Source organism: Sutcliffiella deserti (assembly GCF_020037475.1).
Taxonomy (GTDB): Bacteria; Bacillota; Bacilli; order Bacillales; family Bacillaceae_I; genus Sutcliffiella_A; species Sutcliffiella_A deserti.
Genome location: NZ_JAIQDB010000006.1, coordinates 134061 through 150576, shown reverse-complemented (window position 1 = coordinate 150576; position 16516 = coordinate 134061). Strand labels below are relative to the sequence as shown.

The 16516-nt window shown below is 38.8% G+C and carries 21 protein-coding genes; 5 read left to right on the top strand and 16 right to left on the bottom strand.

Annotation, left to right across the window (positions count from 1 at the left end; genetic code table 11):
- Positions 1-42: 42 nt before the first annotated feature.
- On the top strand, positions 43-201 hold the full coding sequence (locus tag K9B36_RS12365; RefSeq protein ID WP_223702440.1) for a hypothetical protein: 159 nt from the start codon (positions 43-45) through the stop codon (positions 199-201).
- 989 nt (positions 202-1190) lie between these two features.
- On the opposite strand, the gene sigF is transcribed toward K9B36_RS12365, so the two are convergent.
- The 11 genes from sigF to spoIIM all read right to left on the bottom strand — a co-directional run bounded on the left by sigF (position 1191) and on the right by spoIIM (position 10444).
- Positions 1191-1946, bottom strand: coding sequence for an RNA polymerase sporulation sigma factor SigF (gene sigF / locus K9B36_RS12360; protein WP_223702439.1), 756 nt, complete (start codon positions 1944-1946; stop codon positions 1191-1193).
- A 12-nt stretch (positions 1947-1958) separates the two neighbouring features.
- Complete coding sequence (gene spoIIAB, locus K9B36_RS12355; protein ID WP_223702438.1) at positions 1959-2396, bottom strand: anti-sigma F factor; 438 nt, start codon at positions 2394-2396, stop codon at positions 1959-1961.
- A complete protein-coding gene (spoIIAA, locus tag K9B36_RS12350) occupies positions 2396-2746 on the bottom strand; it encodes an anti-sigma F factor antagonist (protein ID WP_223702437.1) in 351 nt (116 codons plus the stop codon). The genes spoIIAB and spoIIAA overlap by 1 nt, the downstream gene beginning before the upstream one ends.
- A gap of 126 nt (positions 2747-2872) precedes the next feature.
- Positions 2873-4036 carry a D-alanyl-D-alanine carboxypeptidase family protein gene (locus tag K9B36_RS12345; protein WP_223702435.1) on the bottom strand — a complete coding sequence of 388 codons (1164 nt, stop codon included), beginning with the start codon at positions 4034-4036 and terminating at the stop codon, positions 2873-2875.
- A gap of 198 nt (positions 4037-4234) precedes the next feature.
- Positions 4235-5539, bottom strand: a complete 1305-nt coding sequence (locus K9B36_RS12340; RefSeq protein ID WP_223702433.1) for a pyrimidine-nucleoside phosphorylase — start codon at positions 5537-5539, stop codon at positions 4235-4237.
- A gap of 23 nt (positions 5540-5562) precedes the next feature.
- Positions 5563-6378 carry a purine-nucleoside phosphorylase gene (locus tag K9B36_RS12335; RefSeq protein ID WP_223702477.1) on the bottom strand — a complete coding sequence of 272 codons (816 nt, stop codon included), beginning with the start codon at positions 6376-6378 and terminating at the stop codon, positions 5563-5565.
- A gap of 13 nt (positions 6379-6391) precedes the next feature.
- Positions 6392-7576: a phosphopentomutase gene (gene deoB / locus K9B36_RS12330; protein ID WP_223702432.1), complete on the bottom strand. Its 1185-nt coding sequence runs from the start codon at positions 7574-7576 to the stop codon at positions 6392-6394.
- A 355-nt stretch (positions 7577-7931) separates the two neighbouring features.
- Positions 7932-8822 carry a site-specific tyrosine recombinase XerD gene (xerD, locus tag K9B36_RS12325; protein ID WP_223702430.1) on the bottom strand — a complete coding sequence of 297 codons (891 nt, stop codon included), beginning with the start codon at positions 8820-8822 and terminating at the stop codon, positions 7932-7934.
- A 6-nt stretch (positions 8823-8828) separates the two neighbouring features.
- On the bottom strand, positions 8829-9056 hold the full coding sequence (locus K9B36_RS12320; RefSeq protein WP_223702429.1) for a YqzK family protein: 228 nt from the start codon (positions 9054-9056) through the stop codon (positions 8829-8831).
- A 162-nt stretch (positions 9057-9218) separates the two neighbouring features.
- Positions 9219-9692: a ferric iron uptake transcriptional regulator gene (gene fur / locus K9B36_RS12315; protein WP_223702427.1), complete on the bottom strand. Its 474-nt coding sequence runs from the start codon at positions 9690-9692 to the stop codon at positions 9219-9221.
- 110 nt (positions 9693-9802) lie between these two features.
- A complete protein-coding gene (spoIIM, locus tag K9B36_RS12310; RefSeq protein WP_223702425.1) occupies positions 9803-10444 on the bottom strand; it encodes a stage II sporulation protein M in 642 nt (213 codons plus the stop codon).
- A 446-nt stretch (positions 10445-10890) separates the two neighbouring features.
- Here spoIIM and K9B36_RS12305 point away from each other — a divergent pair, with 446 nt between their 5' ends.
- Complete coding sequence (locus K9B36_RS12305) at positions 10891-11106, top strand: DUF6366 family protein (protein ID WP_223702423.1); 216 nt, start codon at positions 10891-10893, stop codon at positions 11104-11106.
- 14 nt (positions 11107-11120) lie between these two features.
- Positions 11121-11576: a GNAT family N-acetyltransferase gene (locus K9B36_RS12300; protein ID WP_223702421.1), complete on the top strand. Its 456-nt coding sequence runs from the start codon at positions 11121-11123 to the stop codon at positions 11574-11576.
- Positions 11577-11714: 138 nt separating this feature from the next.
- Here K9B36_RS12300 and K9B36_RS12295 read toward each other — a convergent pair whose 3' ends face one another.
- Entirely contained in the window at positions 11715-12884 is a 1170-nt protein-coding gene (locus tag K9B36_RS12295) for an endonuclease Q family protein (protein WP_223702419.1), read from the bottom strand.
- 9 nt (positions 12885-12893) lie between these two features.
- A complete protein-coding gene (locus K9B36_RS12290) occupies positions 12894-13445 on the bottom strand; it encodes an NUDIX hydrolase (protein ID WP_223702417.1) in 552 nt (183 codons plus the stop codon).
- Between the two features lie 73 nt (positions 13446-13518).
- Between K9B36_RS12290 and mciZ the strand changes: the two genes are divergently transcribed.
- Positions 13519-13668 (top strand): Z-ring formation inhibitor MciZ, encoded by a 150-nt coding sequence (gene mciZ / locus K9B36_RS12285; protein WP_223702415.1) that lies wholly within the window; start codon positions 13519-13521, stop codon positions 13666-13668.
- Positions 13669-13775: 107 nt separating this feature from the next.
- Complete coding sequence (locus tag K9B36_RS12280) at positions 13776-14696, top strand: aldo/keto reductase (RefSeq protein ID WP_223702413.1); 921 nt, start codon at positions 13776-13778, stop codon at positions 14694-14696.
- Positions 14697-14892: 196 nt separating this feature from the next.
- Here K9B36_RS12280 and K9B36_RS12275 read toward each other — a convergent pair whose 3' ends face one another.
- The 3 genes from K9B36_RS12275 to K9B36_RS12270 form a co-directional block, all read right to left on the bottom strand.
- Positions 14893-15147, bottom strand: a complete 255-nt coding sequence (locus K9B36_RS12275; protein ID WP_223702411.1) for a YqkE family protein — start codon at positions 15145-15147, stop codon at positions 14893-14895.
- Positions 15148-15544: 397 nt separating this feature from the next.
- The gene (locus K9B36_RS16895) at positions 15545-15676 is read right to left on the bottom strand and encodes a hypothetical protein (RefSeq protein WP_263399345.1); all 132 of its coding nucleotides are present in this window, start codon (positions 15674-15676) and stop codon (positions 15545-15547) included.
- Positions 15677-15805: 129 nt separating this feature from the next.
- Positions 15806-16306, bottom strand: a complete 501-nt coding sequence (locus K9B36_RS12270; RefSeq protein WP_223702409.1) for a CBO0543 family protein — start codon at positions 16304-16306, stop codon at positions 15806-15808.
- Positions 16307-16516: the final 210 nt, after the last annotated feature.

Here is a 16516-nt window from a genome sequence, read left to right as displayed (position 1 = left end):
AAACAGATTGTATATGTAGTATGGATTAGTGGGAGAATTACCATGCAAAGGAAAAAACAACGGCAAGAATTACCACTTATGATAGAAGGGGAACTAGTAGAGAAAACGGAGGAGCTTGAGGTTTTCAAAGTAGTTAGTGCGCAAACTCCAGTACATCATTCTCGGACTTCCTTGCTTTTCATGTACTTACTTTGCTACTGAATGTACATCATCTCTCCGCTTTGTTGCTTTTCATGTACTTACTTTTCTCTTGTTGATACATCATCCGTGGGCTTCTCTGGTTTTCATGTACTTACTGTGCTTCTGAAGGTACATCATTCATCCGCTTTGCTGCTTTTCATGTACTTACTTTTCTCTTGTTGATACATCATCCGTGGGCTTCTCTGGTTTTCATGTACGTACTGTGCTTCTGAAGGTACATCATTCATCCGCTTTGCTGCTTTTCATGTACTTACTTTCCTCTTGTTGATACATCATCTGTGGGCTTCCCTACTTTTCATGTACTTACTTTGCTTCTGAAGGTACATCCTTCCTCCGCTTTGCTGCGGGTCATGTACTTACTTTGCTCTTGTTGTTACATCATCAGTGGGCTTCCCTACTTTTCATGTCCTTACTTTGCTTCTGAAGGTACATCCTTCCTCCGCTTTGCTGCGGGTCATGTACTTACTTTGCTCTTGTTGTTACATCATCAGTGGGCTTCGCTACTTTTCATGTACTTACTTTGCTTCTGCAGGTACATCATTCATCCGCTTTGCTGCTTTTCATGTACTTACTTTGCTCTTGTTGATACATCATCTGTGGGCTTCTCTGGTTTTCATGTACTTACTTTGCTTCTGAAGGTACATCATTCATCCGCTTTGCTGCTTTTCATGTACTTACTTTCCTCTTGTTGTTACATCATCCGTGGGCTTCTCTGGTTTTCATGTACTTACTGTGCTTCTGAAGGTACATCATTCATCCGCTTTGCTGCTTTTCATGTCCTTACTTTTCTCTTGTTGTTACATCATCCGTCGGCTCCCTTGCTTTTCATGTACTTACTTTGCTCTCTTTGTTTGTTGACCTTTTCGTAAGGAGACGAGGGAAGTTTGTTAGTCTCTTGCGCTTAGAGCTGAACGCTGCTTAACTTTAAGTTGAAAATGTACAACGGGTACTTTTCATAATTTCCTATAACACAAAAAAACGTATGGATATCATTCATCCATACGATCTTTCATCTGTACTAATATTTTCTTTTCAAGCCTTGATACCTGTACCTGGGAGATTCCGAGACGTTGGGCAACTTCTGTTTGGGTTTGGTCTTTGTAATAGCGTAAATAGACGATAAGTTTTTCTCGTTCATCCAGATCCTCTATCGCCTCTTTTAAAGCAATTTTGTCAAACCATCTGGGTTCTGAGAGATCTGCAATCTGATCTAAAAGGGTAATAGGATCTCCATCGTTTTCGTAAACCGTCTCATGTATAGAAGAGGGCGTTCGCGATGCTTCCTGTGCAAGTACCACTTCTTCTGCTGAAATTTCCAGAAAATCTGCAATTTCATTAATTGTAGGTACCCTGCCATAGCGTTTTGATAATTCATCTTTGGCTTTTCTGATTTTATTGGCCATTTCTTTTAAGGAGCGACTTACTTTTACACTCCCATCGTCACGAATAAAGCGTTGTATTTCCCCGATAATCATCGGTACGGCATAAGTCGAGAATTTAACGTCATAAGACAGATCAAATTTATCAACCGATTTTAATAAGCCAATGGCTCCAATTTGGAAAAGGTCATCCGGTTCATATCCTCTATTCATAAAACGTTGAACAACGGACCATACAAGACGCATATTTTTAGATACAATCATGTCCCTTGCTTCTTGGTCGCCATCTTGACTTTTTTTAATTAGCTCTTTTACTTCATGATCTTTTAAGTAGGTTGGTGCTTGATTTTTGACCTCCACATCCATAGGCTTAGCTCCTTAATTACAAAGTGCTTTGCTCTTAGCTAAATATTTGGTCATACGGATTGAGGTGCCTTCTTTAGATGAGTGAATTTCTACGTAATCCATAAAGTTTTCCATAATGGTAAAACCCATACCAGAACGCTCGAGCTCAGGCTTTGTAGTATATAACGGCTGTCTTGCTTCTTCCACATCATCAATCCCGATTCCATCATCTTTAATGGTGATATGAACAGCTCCATCCTCAAGTTCTACAGAAATATAAACCGTGGCTTTAGGATCGTTGTCATAACCATGGATAATAGCATTTGTCACTGCCTCCGAGACAACTGTTTTTATTTCTGTAAGCTCATCCATGGTTGGATCTAATTGCATAATGAATGCTGCTACCGTAACTCTTGCAAATGATTCATTTTGGCTTAGAGCAGAAAATTGAAGGTGCATTTGATTATTCATCAAGCCACCCCCAAAGTCTGCAAGGCATTTTGCTCGCTAGTTTCCAAACGAATAATTTTAAACAAACCAGACATTTCAAATAACCGTTTGACTGCTGGTGAAATGGAGCAAACTACCATTTCACCGCCCAAACTTTTGATTTGTTTATACCTTCCCAAAATTACCCCCAAGCCAGAACTGTCCATAAAAGAGAGATGTTCCAAATTCAGAATAATATGAGAAATTTGATGCTTTTCAATAATTGTTGTTGCTTGTTCACGCAAATTTGCTGCAGTGTGGTGATCTAATTCACCTGCTAATCGTACACAAAGAACATTTTGCTTTACTTCTAAATCTACGGTAAGACTCACTGTACTTTCCTCCTTGTGGATCATCCTTCAGTGAGTCAATTTCTATTTTCATCAGGCTAAATCCTGCTTAAAGACAAAACTAGTGTCATTTCGCTAAAGAATATCTCTCTTCGGCAGAAATTGCACTTAATCTAGTTTGGTAAAATGGCCTAGTGATCTTTTAAAGAGCTGCCACCAGCTTGCTTCCAAGCTATCTGATCCCGCAATAAGGTCACTTTCTGATAATACCTGACTACCTTTTTTAAGAATAATGGATCCTACTTTATCTCCTTTTTTAACTGGAGCTTTCACTTTTTCATCCACGTTTATTTCCTTTACCACATCATCTATGTTTTCCCCTTTTTTCGTTAAAACAGAAATCGGTTCACTTGTTACCGCATCTAGTTCTTTAACAGACCCTTTACTCACATGGACTTTTGCAACAGGTACATTGCGTTCGAACATCGGATGGGTTTTATAATGGCTAAAGGCATAATCAAGCATATTTGTGACCTGCGCATTACGCTCTTTAGGAGTCGGCGCGCCAAATACAACTGCAATTACTCGCATATTATCCTTTTGGGCTGTTGCTGTTAAACAATATTTTGCTTCAGCAGTAAAGCCTGTTTTCAGCCCATCTACCCCGGGATAAAATTTCACAAGCTTATTGGTGTTAACTAACCAAAATTTCTTTTCAGTATCTTGTCGAAGGTAGTCCTCGTATTGACCGGTGTACTTCGTAATTCCTTCGTATTTTAATAATTCTTTTGCAATAACTGCCATATCAGAGGCAGTACTATAATGCTCTTTTGCAGGTAAGCCTGTTGGGTTTTGAAACTTAGTATTTTCTAATCCCAATTCTTTCACTTTGGTGTTCATTTTCTCCACAAAAGCGTCTTCAGAACCGGCGATTCTCTCCGCCATAGCAACAGAAGCGTCATTTCCAGATGCAATTGCAATTCCACGAAGCATTTCATCTGTTGTCATTTCTTCCCCTGCTTCAAGGAAAATTTGAGATCCGCCCATCGATGCAGCGTATTCACTTGTTCTAATTTTTTCATCCCAAGTTAGCTTTCCTTCTTCAATTGCTTCCATTATTAAAAGCATGGTCATTATCTTAGTCATACTTGCAGGCGGCAATTTCTCATGTCCATTTTTCTCGTACAAAACTTGACCGGTATCACGTTCAATTAATATTGCTGATTTCGCACTTTCCGTTAGCTGAACACCTTTTTCTTCCGCTTGCACATATGGGCTAAATGCGGAAAAAGTTAATGCAATGGTAAATATTGCGATTACAAACCTTTTCATCCCTAGACCTCCAATCTTTTTCCATACTTCACATTTTTTCCAATTAGATACGTTTTATACTAAGATTTGGCATAATTGAAGAAAAAATTATAAATTTAGGAAGGAGCTAGCGAAATGGTGGGATAAAATAGGGATTTCACTTGAATAAAACAACGCAAAAAAACAGCTCCCAATGTATCAGGAGCTGTATGCTTAACCTTATTCAGAAATGGTATCATACACAAGTGGCGGTACTTCCACGCTACCACTTACAATCTTAATGCTATCATATAAGTTTTCTTTTACTGCTGAAATCTCTTCCTGGTTACTGTGGATGGTAGCCAAAGATTCTCCAGCTTCTACTTTATCACCAATTTTTTTACGTAGCACAATGCCCACAGCAAGATCAATCTCAGAATCTTTTGTTGCACGACCTGCTCCCAAAAGCATCGCTGCTGTACCAACAGAATCTGCAACGATTTCGGAAACAACTCCCGCTTCCTTCGCTTCAAGCTCCATTACATATTTTGCTTGAGGTAAGTTTTCTGGGTGGTCCACGACAGAGGCGTCTCCGCCCTGTGCTTCTAGGAACGTTTTCAAAGTATCAATTGCAGCACCCGAGTGAATCGCTTCTTCCAACATACCGCGCGCTTCTTCCAAAGTGGATGCTTTTTCAGCAAGCAGCACCATATAACTTCCAAGCACCAAGCACAATTCTTCTAAATCCTTTGGACCTTTTCCTCGAAGAGTATCAATCGCTTCTTTAATTTCTAAAGCATTCCCTATCGCGAAGCCAAGCGGCTGGCTCATATCCGAGATAACGGCCATTGTACGACGACCAACATTATTTCCGATATCGACCATGGCTTTTGCAAGTTTTTTCGCCTCATCTAGATCTTTCATGAAAGCCCCTGCACCTGTCTTAACATCCAGTACAATTGCATCTGCACCTGCAGCTATTTTCTTACTCATGATCGAGCTTGCAATCAGTGGAATGCTGTTGACAGTCGCCGTTACATCTCGAAGTGCATAAAGTTTTTTATCAGCAGGAGTTAAGTTTCCACTTTGCCCTATAACTGCCACCTTGTTTTTGTTCACATAGTCGATAAACTCTTGATTATCAATTTCCACATGGAAGCCTGGAACTGATTCAAGCTTGTCAATTGTCCCTCCGGTATGTCCAAGGCCACGGCCGGACATTTTTGCAACGGGCACACCTACAGCTGCAACAAGTGGTGCAAGTACGAGAGTTGTTGTATCACCAACACCACCTGTACTATGCTTATCCACTTTAATCCCTTCAATGTCAGAAAGGTCAATCGTATCACCAGAATTAACCATTGCAATTGTTAAATCCGCACGCTCTTGGTCGCTCATGCCTTGAAAAAACGTTGCCATTGAAAAGGCACTCATTTGATAGTCAGGAATCGTTTCATCTGTAAAGCCTTTTATAACAAATTGAATTTCTTCGGTTGTTAGTTCTTTACCGTCACGTTTTTTCTCAATAACGTCTACCATTCTCATCCTAAAAACCCCCCTACTATTATTTACATACCTTTGACAATTGTTTTAACAAATTGAAGGAAATTCGCTTTTACCATTTCTGTTGTTTCCATTACTTCATCATGTGTTAATGGTTGATCAAGAATTCCTGCTGCCATATTGGAAATGCACGAAATACCAAGCACTTTCATTCCACTGTGTTGTGCGATAATAACTTCAGGTACCGTACTCATTCCAACGGCGTCGCCCCCAAGTGTACGAAGCATTCTTACTTCTGCAGGTGTTTCATAAGAAGGGCCTGTGTTCCCAACATATACCCCCTCCTGCACCTTTAAGCCAAGGTTCTCGGCGGTATTTTTAGCAAGCTTTCTTAGTTCCTTGCAATAAGCTTGGGACATGTCAGGGAAACGAGCTCCCATATCACTATCATTCGGTCCGATCAGTGGGTTTGTCCCCATATTATTGATATGATCGTTGATAATCATTAAGTCCCCTGCTTCGAAGCTTTCGTTGACTCCGCCAGCAGCATTTGTAACGATTAATTTTTCCACTCCCAAATACTTCATCACACGTACAGGAAACGTCACTTTCTCCATGGAATATCCTTCATAGAAGTGGAATCTGCCTTGCATCGCGACTACATCTTTACCTTCTAGCTCCCCAATTACTAGCTGTCCAGCATGCCCTTCTACCGTAGATACAGGAAAACCTGGAATTTCGCCATATGGGATGGTCACAGGGTTTTGAATTTCTTCAGCTAGCACCCCAAGACCTGATCCTAAGATTAATCCAATTTTAGGTTGTTGATTGATTTTTGAACTTATATAATCCGCAGCTTGCTTTAATGCTTCTATTTTCATCATTGTGTTCCTCCTATTTTAGATCTTGAAGAAAGCTTTTTCCGTGCTTTGGTGCACGCGTATTAAAATTATCTGCAATAGTTGCCCCAATATCAGCGAAGGTTTTTCTGATTTCTAACTCTTTCCCAACTTCATATCGTGGAGAATGCACTAATAAAGGGACATATTCTCTGGTATGATCTGTGCCTGGGAAAGTTGGATCATTTCCGTGGTCAGCTGTAATGATCAATAGGTCATCTTCCCGAAGATTAGAAAGCACCTCAGGTAATCTTGCATCGTACTCTTCTAGTGCTTTTCCATAACCTTCCGGATCTCTTCTATGTCCAAATACTGCATCAAAATCCACCAGGTTCAAAAAGCTGATGCCAGTGAAATCCATTTCGACTGTGTCCACCAGTTTATCCATACCATCCGTATTAGACACAGTGCGCAGAGATTGGGTCACGCCTTCTCCATCATAAATATCAGCGATTTTACCGATGGAAATTACATCATATCCGCTATCCTTCAATTCATTCATTACCGTGCGCTCAAAAGGTTTTAATGCATAGTCATGACGATTCGTCGTACGCTTAAAGTTCCCAGGTTCCCCTTCGAATGGACGGGCAATGATTCTACCAACCATATATTTTTCATCTAACGTTAGTTCACGTGCAATTTCACAAATTTTATATAATTCATCTATTGGAACGATATCTTCGTGTGCCGCAATTTGAAGTACGGAGTCTGCAGAAGTATAGACAATAAGAGCCCCCGTATCCATATGCTCTTTTCCTAACTGATCCAATATTTCCGTGCCTGATGCAGGGATATTCCCAATAATCTTTCTGCCGGTCTTCTCCTCTAACTCTTGTATTAATTCAGCAGGAAATCCACCAGGGAATACGCGGAAAGGTGTATCAATATGCAAGCCCATGATCTCCCAATGTCCGGTCATCGTATCTTTTCCAGTTGATGCTTCTTCCATTTTAGTATAAAAGGCAAGCGGTTTTTCTGCTTTTTCTACTCCTTGTACCTGTTCAATATTACTCAGACCTAGCATTGCCATGTTCGGCATGTTAAGACCATTCATCCGCTCGGCAATATGACCCAATGTGTTTGCTCCTTTGTCGCCAAATTCCTCGGCATCAGGCGCTTCTCCAATACCAACTGAATCCATTACAACTAGAAACACTCGTTTATATGTATAAGAACTCAATTAAAAAACCTCCTTATATAAGCTATTTATACTCAATATCTATTTTAACTGTTATATTTTCCCCTCTTTTTTAGAGGATAATCCTATTAATTAATAAGATTAATGTCAGAAGTCTGACCTCTTCTCTTTCAGTATATACAAGCGCTTTCACTCTTGCAACGAAAAATTAAACACTTTTTGTTTGGAAAATTCTTCAACGCACCTGAAAATCGCTATTGTGAAGAATTCTTTCTAACCCTTTACAAAGAGTTGTCTAAGTTTTCACTTATAGTCATAAGGAGGACACGAGCGTGTAAGCCATATGTAGAAAAGTATAAGAACACAAACTGAAAAAATGGCCGGTTTAAAAACCAGCCTATGCTCTTGGATGGAACATGCTGTAAACATCCTTTAAGCGATTCTTTGAAACATGGGTATAGATCTGTGTAGTAGAAATATCTGCATGCCCGAGCATTTCCTGGACAGCCCTTAGATCTGCTCCATTTTCCAATAGATGTGTTGCAAAGGAATGACGAAGCGTATGTGGGGTCAAATCCTTGTTAATTCCAGCTTCTCTTGAAAGTTTTTTAAGAATTTTCCAGTATCCCTGCCTAGTTAAACGGTTACCATGATGATTTAAAAAAAGTGCCTCCGTGGACTTATTCTTTTTTAGTCGATTTCGGCTTCCTTCAATATAAATGTGAATAGCATCCTGTGCTATCTTTCCGAGTGGAATAATTCTTTCCTTATTTCCTTTTCCGATACACCGTATAAAGCCCATCGTTAAATGAACATCGCTTAAATTCAAAGAAATAAGCTCTGACACTCGAATTCCTGTTGCATACAGAAGTTCAAGCATCGCTTTATCACGAATGCCAAAGTCCTTCTGAGTATCCGGTACTTCAAGTAAAGCCTGAACCTCTTCGACGGATAGAACCTGTGGCAGCTTTTGCTGAGGTTTAGGTGTTTCAATATGTACAGTTGGATCCTGTGTAGTGACCTTGTCCCGCAGCAAAAACTGGTGGAATGAACGAATGGAAGCTATATGTCGAGCAAGGGTTTTCGATGATTTCCCTTTATCTTGAAGAAATTTAAGAAACTGAATAATAGTGGCACGACTAACTTCATTAAATGAAGATACCTCTTCCACCTTTTCCATATAAAGAATATAAGATTTTAAGTCTCGCTCATACGAAATAATCGTGTTTTCTGCTAAACCTTTCTCTACCAATAAAAAATGCAAAAAATCCTTTAATTGATCGTGCAATCCGCTCTACTCCCCGTAATGATAAAAAAACAACAAGCGCTGAATCCAGCCCTCATCTCTCTCCTCTACCATTTTTGTCACTTTCACCGCCGCACCTTCCGGCTCATCATAACGATGATAATTCTGATACTCCTGATTAACCCAAACAATCCCAAAATAAAATAATACTGTGCATCCGGTAAATAATATAAATACTTTAAATGTATTATAGCATGTATCAATAATATTCTTCATGTATAATGCAACCTCCAAGCAACACTTTTTCTTTTTAACTTGTCTTATTAGAAGGTATGACAATTTAGGAAGGTTTTATACATGAAGATACGTTTATTTTTGACCAGCCTGTAAATAAACAAAAAATGCCCCATCAAGCGCAGAGCTCGACTGGGACATTTTTTATGTATTTTCGTTATTTTCTTCATCCGGGTTTTCAGGGTCTTGGCATCGGTGACAGATTCCGTGAAATGTAAGACGGTGGTCCTTAATCTTGAAGTTCCAATCCCGTTCTACAATTGCTTCAACATCCTCTAGTAGATCATCTTGGATTTCATCTACTGCGCCACATTCAATACATACTAAATGATGATGAAAATGTTTAGCTCCCTCTTGTCTTAAATCATATCGGGATACGCCATCGCCAAAATTTATTTTATCAACTATTTTCAATTCGGTTAGTAACTCTAATGTTCTATAAACGGTAGCAAGTCCTATTTCAGGGGACTTCTCTTTAACGAGGAGGTATACATCTTCCGCACTTAAATGATCCTCTTCATGCTCCAACAACACTCTAACCGTAGATTCCCGTTGCGGAGTTAGCTTATAGCTAGCGGAATGAAGCTGCTTTTTAATCCGGTCAATTCTATCTTCCATTAATTGTTCCCTCCCTCGCTTTACCTTTACATTTTAGCGAATACAAAGAGAACTGTCAAAGAAAATATAATTATTACAATTAACAATTAATAATTATTATTTTATAATAATCATTTTAGCATAGTAATCACTGATTTCATTAGCACAGGAGACGCAACCGCTTCGATGAAGGAAGCTAGCAACAATAAAAGACAGATACACCCCATTGCCATGCTATACTTGATAAACTGCTGAAAAAAAGGTTCTTGTATTCTTTTGACAAACTGCTGCCTAATCATTTTCAACGAAAAAGCCACTGACAAGGTCCCAATCAAAATATAGGCGGGGATCGCTATCATATTCTGGGGAAGAATCGCTACAAATGATAGTAAAAAACCCTTCCAGCTTAGCTGATTCACAAGGAATCCAACAGTAAAACCAACCACAACCCCTTTTAAAAATAACAGCACAAGTATAACCGGGAGCCCTATTATGGATATACCGAGAATCCACATTAACAAAACATATTTTACGTTATGAAAATAACTTTGAAAAAAGATATCCTTCGCACTGGCAAATTGTCCTTCTGATACTTGGCCAAAAAACCGGCTCAAGTAAACATAAAGATCCTGCTTTTGTGTAAAATTCATGCTATTTACAACAATGGCTCCAAATATCACTCCCATAAAAAAAAGAACCACAATAAATAGGTACAGAGAGGAGTGTTCTCTTACATGTCCTAGTACATTGGAAAAGCGCGACTGTTTTTTCATTATAGTTCCTCCTATCACTCTCTTACTAGATTGTATGATAGAGGAACAAAAGTATGACAAGCTCATTGTAAAATCTTGCTCGTTCTTTTGCTATTCTTACAACTGCCTCTTAGGTTTCTCGTCCGCAACTTAGTTGAGGGAGAAAATATAAAAATAAGAACGATGGTAGCGCGCAAAAAAAATGTCGTTGTGTGTCGAATGGCATTTATCTTGCATCAAATGGATTATAAAATGGAAAAAGCGGCTCATAAATCTAAAAGTTAGACTATAAAATTGATAGGTGGATTATAAAACAAAAACTTGGATTTAATAGTTATGTAGTGCAGGATAATCAGACTAAAGTAAGATAACCTTGGAGCTCATTGCTCTCCCCGGCATGATAGGTATAATGATTATTAACAAAGTTACTTAAGGGTGGGTATATTGAGGAAATGGGAGGTTGTTCCGTGAATAAAAATACAGAAACTCCAGAAAGACGGAGAGAAAGAATGCGTCAAGAAGAGTTAAAGCGTAATCCAGGGGGAATTATGAGAGATGCTTCTAACAGAGCTCAATATGGCAGTCTTGTGGATTTGGTAAATAGTCTTGGGTGGAAAGGGACAGGATTCCTTATTCTTGTAATCATAATTATTTTTATAATTGCATCACTTTTCTTTAACTAAAGGGGGAGTTAAATATGTACCAATATTTCAATGGTTTAGTAATAAGAGAAGGTACCGAGGGAGTTCCTGCTGAGTATGTTGAAGCTCTGTTTGAAGATGCAGGCTGGGTAAGGAATACACCTTCTTGGCAAAAAGAGAAGTTTTCACTAATATTCAAAAACTCAACGTGGGCCTTTACTGTTTGGGATAATAACAAAATGATTGGTATGGTTAGAGTAATCTCGGACCAAATAATGGCTGCTAACATAATAGATTTAGTTGTTTTATCAGAATATCGTGGTAAAGGTATTGGTAAAAAGCTCGTGGAACTTTGTGTTCAAAAACTCCCCCACGGTGATTGGTTTGCGCACACATCTGCTAATAATTTTAGTTTCTATGAGGAGTGCGGTTTTCAGGTTAAGGACTTAACAAAGAATGGGACTTGTGCTTATTACGGCTATATCCAAGCAAGGAAAGATGGACATAGGTAATAGAAACAACAAATAAAAATATAACGGCTCAGTTCAAAAATTGAACTGAGCCGTTTTTCACTGTTTTAAGTTAGTTGCAAATACAGGTGGAAATTTATCCACATCTGCGATTTTGCACAAGGACTCAGAATCCATTCTTTAGTCAGGTGCTATTCTACCAAACTTGCCTCCACCACCTGCATGAAAGGAAAGCTTTCCACTTCTCGCCTTTAAGATAAGATCGGCAACCTTGCTCCCCACTACCCGCTGTAATTGTTCAAATGTCGCTTCGTGAAGAATGTTCATTTCTGTCTGGAATGCCTCACGCAATTTCAATAAGGTTTTCGGCCCTACTCCAGGAATGAAATCCAGTGGAACCTGGTGGATATAAGGTGGCCGTTTTCTTGTGGTACTCTGCTGGTCCTGTATTTCCTTAATTCTACTGGATACACCTTTTGTGAAGCGGTGATGACCGCATTTCACGCAACTTCCCTGAGCGGATGCTTCCTTCACATGAAAGCATTTTTCACATGCGGTGAGATGATATTTTCCTAAATGCGGAGCAAGACCATAATTTGCTGTAACCGCCCTCCCAGTACGCTCGTGTAAGGCAAGCTTTAATTCCGTAAAAGTGGGGGCTATCATTTTGATTCTCTGGTATTCTCTTGCTATTTTTGCAGTAGAGTGGGCATCCGAATTGGAGACAAATGTATAACAATCAAGCTCAGACAAGCGACTGGCCATTGCAGTATCCGCACTTAACCCTAGTTCGATTCCGTCTATTAGTTCCGGATTGAATACCTCTCTTAAACTTTTCTGAACGCCCCGACCATACAGACTCTTGAAAGGGGTAAACACATGAGCCGGAATAAAGAGCCCATTTAACTCCCTTACTTTCTCTTGAATAACCACAGCGTTTTCATAAACACGTTGTGTCGACAAGGTAATGTTCTTTTGACGAGAACTGAGAAAACGAGTAAACTCCATCATATATTCCATTGTTGGAAAATAGCAGAGAGCATGAATTACTCCGTGGCAATTTTCGTCGAGAATTTCAATTTCGGAACCAAGGATAAGGGTTAAGTCTCCAAAAAGGAGCCCTCCCTCCTCATGCTCAACTACTGTCCCTTCTTTCACCCATCTTTGCAATTGGAGCAACACTTCCGGTACATGACAATCGATGACACCAATCATATCTAATCCTTTTCGAAACTTTGATTCTTCCAAGACCGCTTCCATAGTCAACAAATTGGATGCTGTAATTTTAACCGGCTTTCCCTGCTCCGTTCTTCCTAGGTGAATATGTAAATCAACAAAATAATCCTGCATTATTTCTCCCTACTTTCGAAGCAATGCTTGAAGCTGTAGATACTGTATAGCGTAGGCTGTCTTTGCATCGTAAATCTCCTGATTGTCTATCATTTGTTGAGCTTCGTCTAGCGTAACCTCTAAAAGATCAACAAATTCATCTTCATCTAACTGATGCTCAATGGTGTCTTTTCTCAATCCATTTGCCACAAATAGGTGCACAAGCTCGTCCGCAAACCCAGGGGATGTATAAAAGGAGATCAACGGCGTTAAAGATTCACAAGTATAACCTGTTTCCTCTTCCAACTCTCTTTTAGCTGTGCTCATAGGTTCTTCCCCTTTATCCAGCTTTCCTGCAGGAATTTCCACCAATACTTTTTCCATCGCTTTTCGGTATTGACGCACCATGACAATTTTATTTTCCTCCGTAATTGCAATTACCGCCACCGCTCCAGGATGTTTAATAATTTCACGCTTACTTGTTTTTCCATTTGGGAGTGTCACATCTTCAAGATACAAATCAATTATCTTTCCTGAAAATAATTTCTCTTTTTTAATCGTAGTTTCTTTTAAATGATCCATTAAAACCGCTCCTTGTTCTCATTATTATTAGTATTTCATATATTTTAACATACAACCATTAGGAGGTAGCAAAATGAACATCTACGTCCGTCCCAACAGCATTATCATGGTAGGAAAAGCATGGGAGATTCGCTCCAAATTAAAAGAGTATGCAAAAACACATGACACGGTGCGAGAATGGGTGCTGCATCAAAAAGAAATTCAGAACATCAAGGGTTCATAATGGAAGTGCCCTTCTTTTTTCTGTAGACTAATAGAAATGATAATTTTCTAGCTACGCTTGCTAATAGTACAAGCCGGCTGCACATTTCTATTAAGGGAGGGCTTATTATGTTAAGTAAAAACCAGCTTGGTTCATCTGAATTGTATGTAAGTGAAATGGGACTTGGTTGTATGTCCCTTGGTACGGAGGAAAAAAAAGCGAAGGATATTATTAAGCAGGCGATTGATCTTGGCATCAACTACTTAGATACAGCTGATTTATATGATTTTGGTCAAAATGAAGAAATTGTCGGAAAGGCCTTGAAAGGACAACGCGATAAAGTAGTGCTTGCTACAAAGGTCGGTAATCGTTGGAGCTCTGGTCGTGATGGCTGGGAATGGGATCCATCAAAGGAACACATTAAATCGGGAGCCAAAGAAAGTCTCCGGAGGCTTCAAACCGATTATATCGACCTTTACCAGCTACACGGTGGAACAATAGATGACCCAACCGATGAAACGATTGAAGCATTTGAAGAATTAAAAAAGGAAGGATATATCCGTGAATATGGTATTTCCTCCATTCGTCCGAATGTAATCGAACGCTTCGCGAATTCATCTTCCATCGCATCCGTGATGATGCAATATAGCATGCTTGATACGAGACCGGAAGAGTACCTGGACTATCTTCACTCGAAGAAAATTAGTGTTGTTGCAAGAGGACCTTTGGCAAAGGGCCTTCTGACAAGTACCTGGCTTGAGAAAGCAAGGGAAAAAGCACAAGACAAAGGCTACCTCGATTACTCCTATGATGAATTAACGGAACTCTTAGCAAAACTGGATATTGCAAATGGGGATCGACCATTGCAATCAAGTGCTTTTCATTATTGTTTAGCACACCCTGCTGTTGCATCAGTCATTCCTGGTGCAAGCTCTGAAGCACAAATTAAAGCCAATTTTTCTGCCATTGAATATCCACCACTGACAGATAGTGAATTAAGTGATTTGAAGAAGCTTCTTAAACAGTCCCATTATGCTACCCATCGTTAAAAAGAATAAGCGCCTGATACCTTTAATTTCAGGTACCAGGCGCTTTTCCGTTCGATGTAAGACGCAGTGATTAGATTGCAACCAGCTTAAGGAAGAGGGTTTTTCTCTGCAATAAATTTTTAGATAGATATTTTATAATAAAATTTGGCTTCCCCACAAAATGAGATGATCCACCGACCTCCATTTTCTTTCCTATCTACTTAAATTCCTTCCAGTTTTGATTACTTTCTTCAAACATTTCTTGAAACGATTTGTTTTTCTCCTTCAAACGCTTTTCTTCCTTCGCCTTTGCTGCTTCTTCATCCTTGGCCTTTAGTTCAGCTTGAAGTAATTGCGCTTTCATATCTTTTAACTTGGAAAACACTTCTCCCTGCACTTGATCCTGCAGAGAAAGCTTTTCTTCTTTCTTTTTTTGCATGCTTTGAGAAAGGTTTTTTTGTTTTTTCTTCATATTATTCAAACTCCTCTATAGACTTTTTTGTAGTATAGCAGAAATGAAGCCAGTGAGGGCAGTATAAATAATATTACACTATTGTTTTTATTAGATATTGCTCATCTAAGCTACCTTCAAGTTACAAACTTTTCCGCTTAAAAGTATGTTAAAGATCAAGCTAATTCTACCTAGAAAAGAAAAGGCATTTCCCATGATAATACCCCCTGAGGGAGCTAAGCATTTGGTTGTCACTTTATAATTTAGAGGATTTATGGGGTGATTACACCTCAATTTTGTTTGTTTTTATAAGATATTAGGGGTTTTTATTGGAGAAAAGGTATAAAAATAGAGTATTTTTCCTGTTTTTAAGAGGAAAAGGTTCGTTTAGGTACTAATTCTAGCTACATTTCATCATCTATCTAACAACTTTGCCTATTCCATCTAACACCTTTTCATTTTCATCTAACAACTTTCCTTTTTCATCTAACAAATGTCCTTTTTCATCTAACAAATGTCTCGTTTCATCTAACAACCCTGCCTGTTCCATTTAACTACTTCTCAAAAGCAGCTACATCCACCCTCTATCAACAAGCACCTCTTAAATGACCGCTTGATAAACCTAAAACTCCAAAACGAAAAGACCTGATTTTCTTTTGACCACAGAAAACCAGATCTCTTAATGTTTTAGTGGTACTTGAAACCAGTAGAGCAGGAAAACAATTATAAAAAAAGAAAGAAGATAAGAAAGAATGGGCTTTTTAAAATGTAGCCTTAACATAGGAAACATAACAATTAAAAATAATAGCGACCATCCCAGTGTCCAGCTATTTTTGTAATAGATGGCTCCAGTAAGATAACCAATCCATTCCACACCTATGTAGATAAAAATCCATTTTGCATAGTGGAAAAGTTTTTTAAATGGGATGTCAGGATAATTAGACAAGAAAAGCATAACTGTAGAGGGAAATACGACAAATGTATAGAGTAAAGTTACAATTGTATGAGGGACACCGATATTTGATTTTAGTATCCACAATGGATCGTCGACCGTCAGAACTAAATACAATAAATCCATTGCTGACATATACAAAATCGTTGCGTGGAAAGCTGAAAACCTGCTCCAATCAGCCCATCGCCAAGCAGCTAGAATAGCCAGAATAGTGATAAGAATATGCATAGAATTCTCCTTACTAATAGACTTTAAATATATTCTCATCCAAACGGTTTGGCAGTTTTTACGTATTTTTATGTAGGGGAGAAGTGAATCTCCCTCCATGAATTCTGCTAAATGACCCTTGATTATTAATCGACATTACACCTTTGTTTATTATTTTTTGTTATTTACTGGTTTTTATTCCTATAATTTTGTTTCTATTAAGCACTGTTG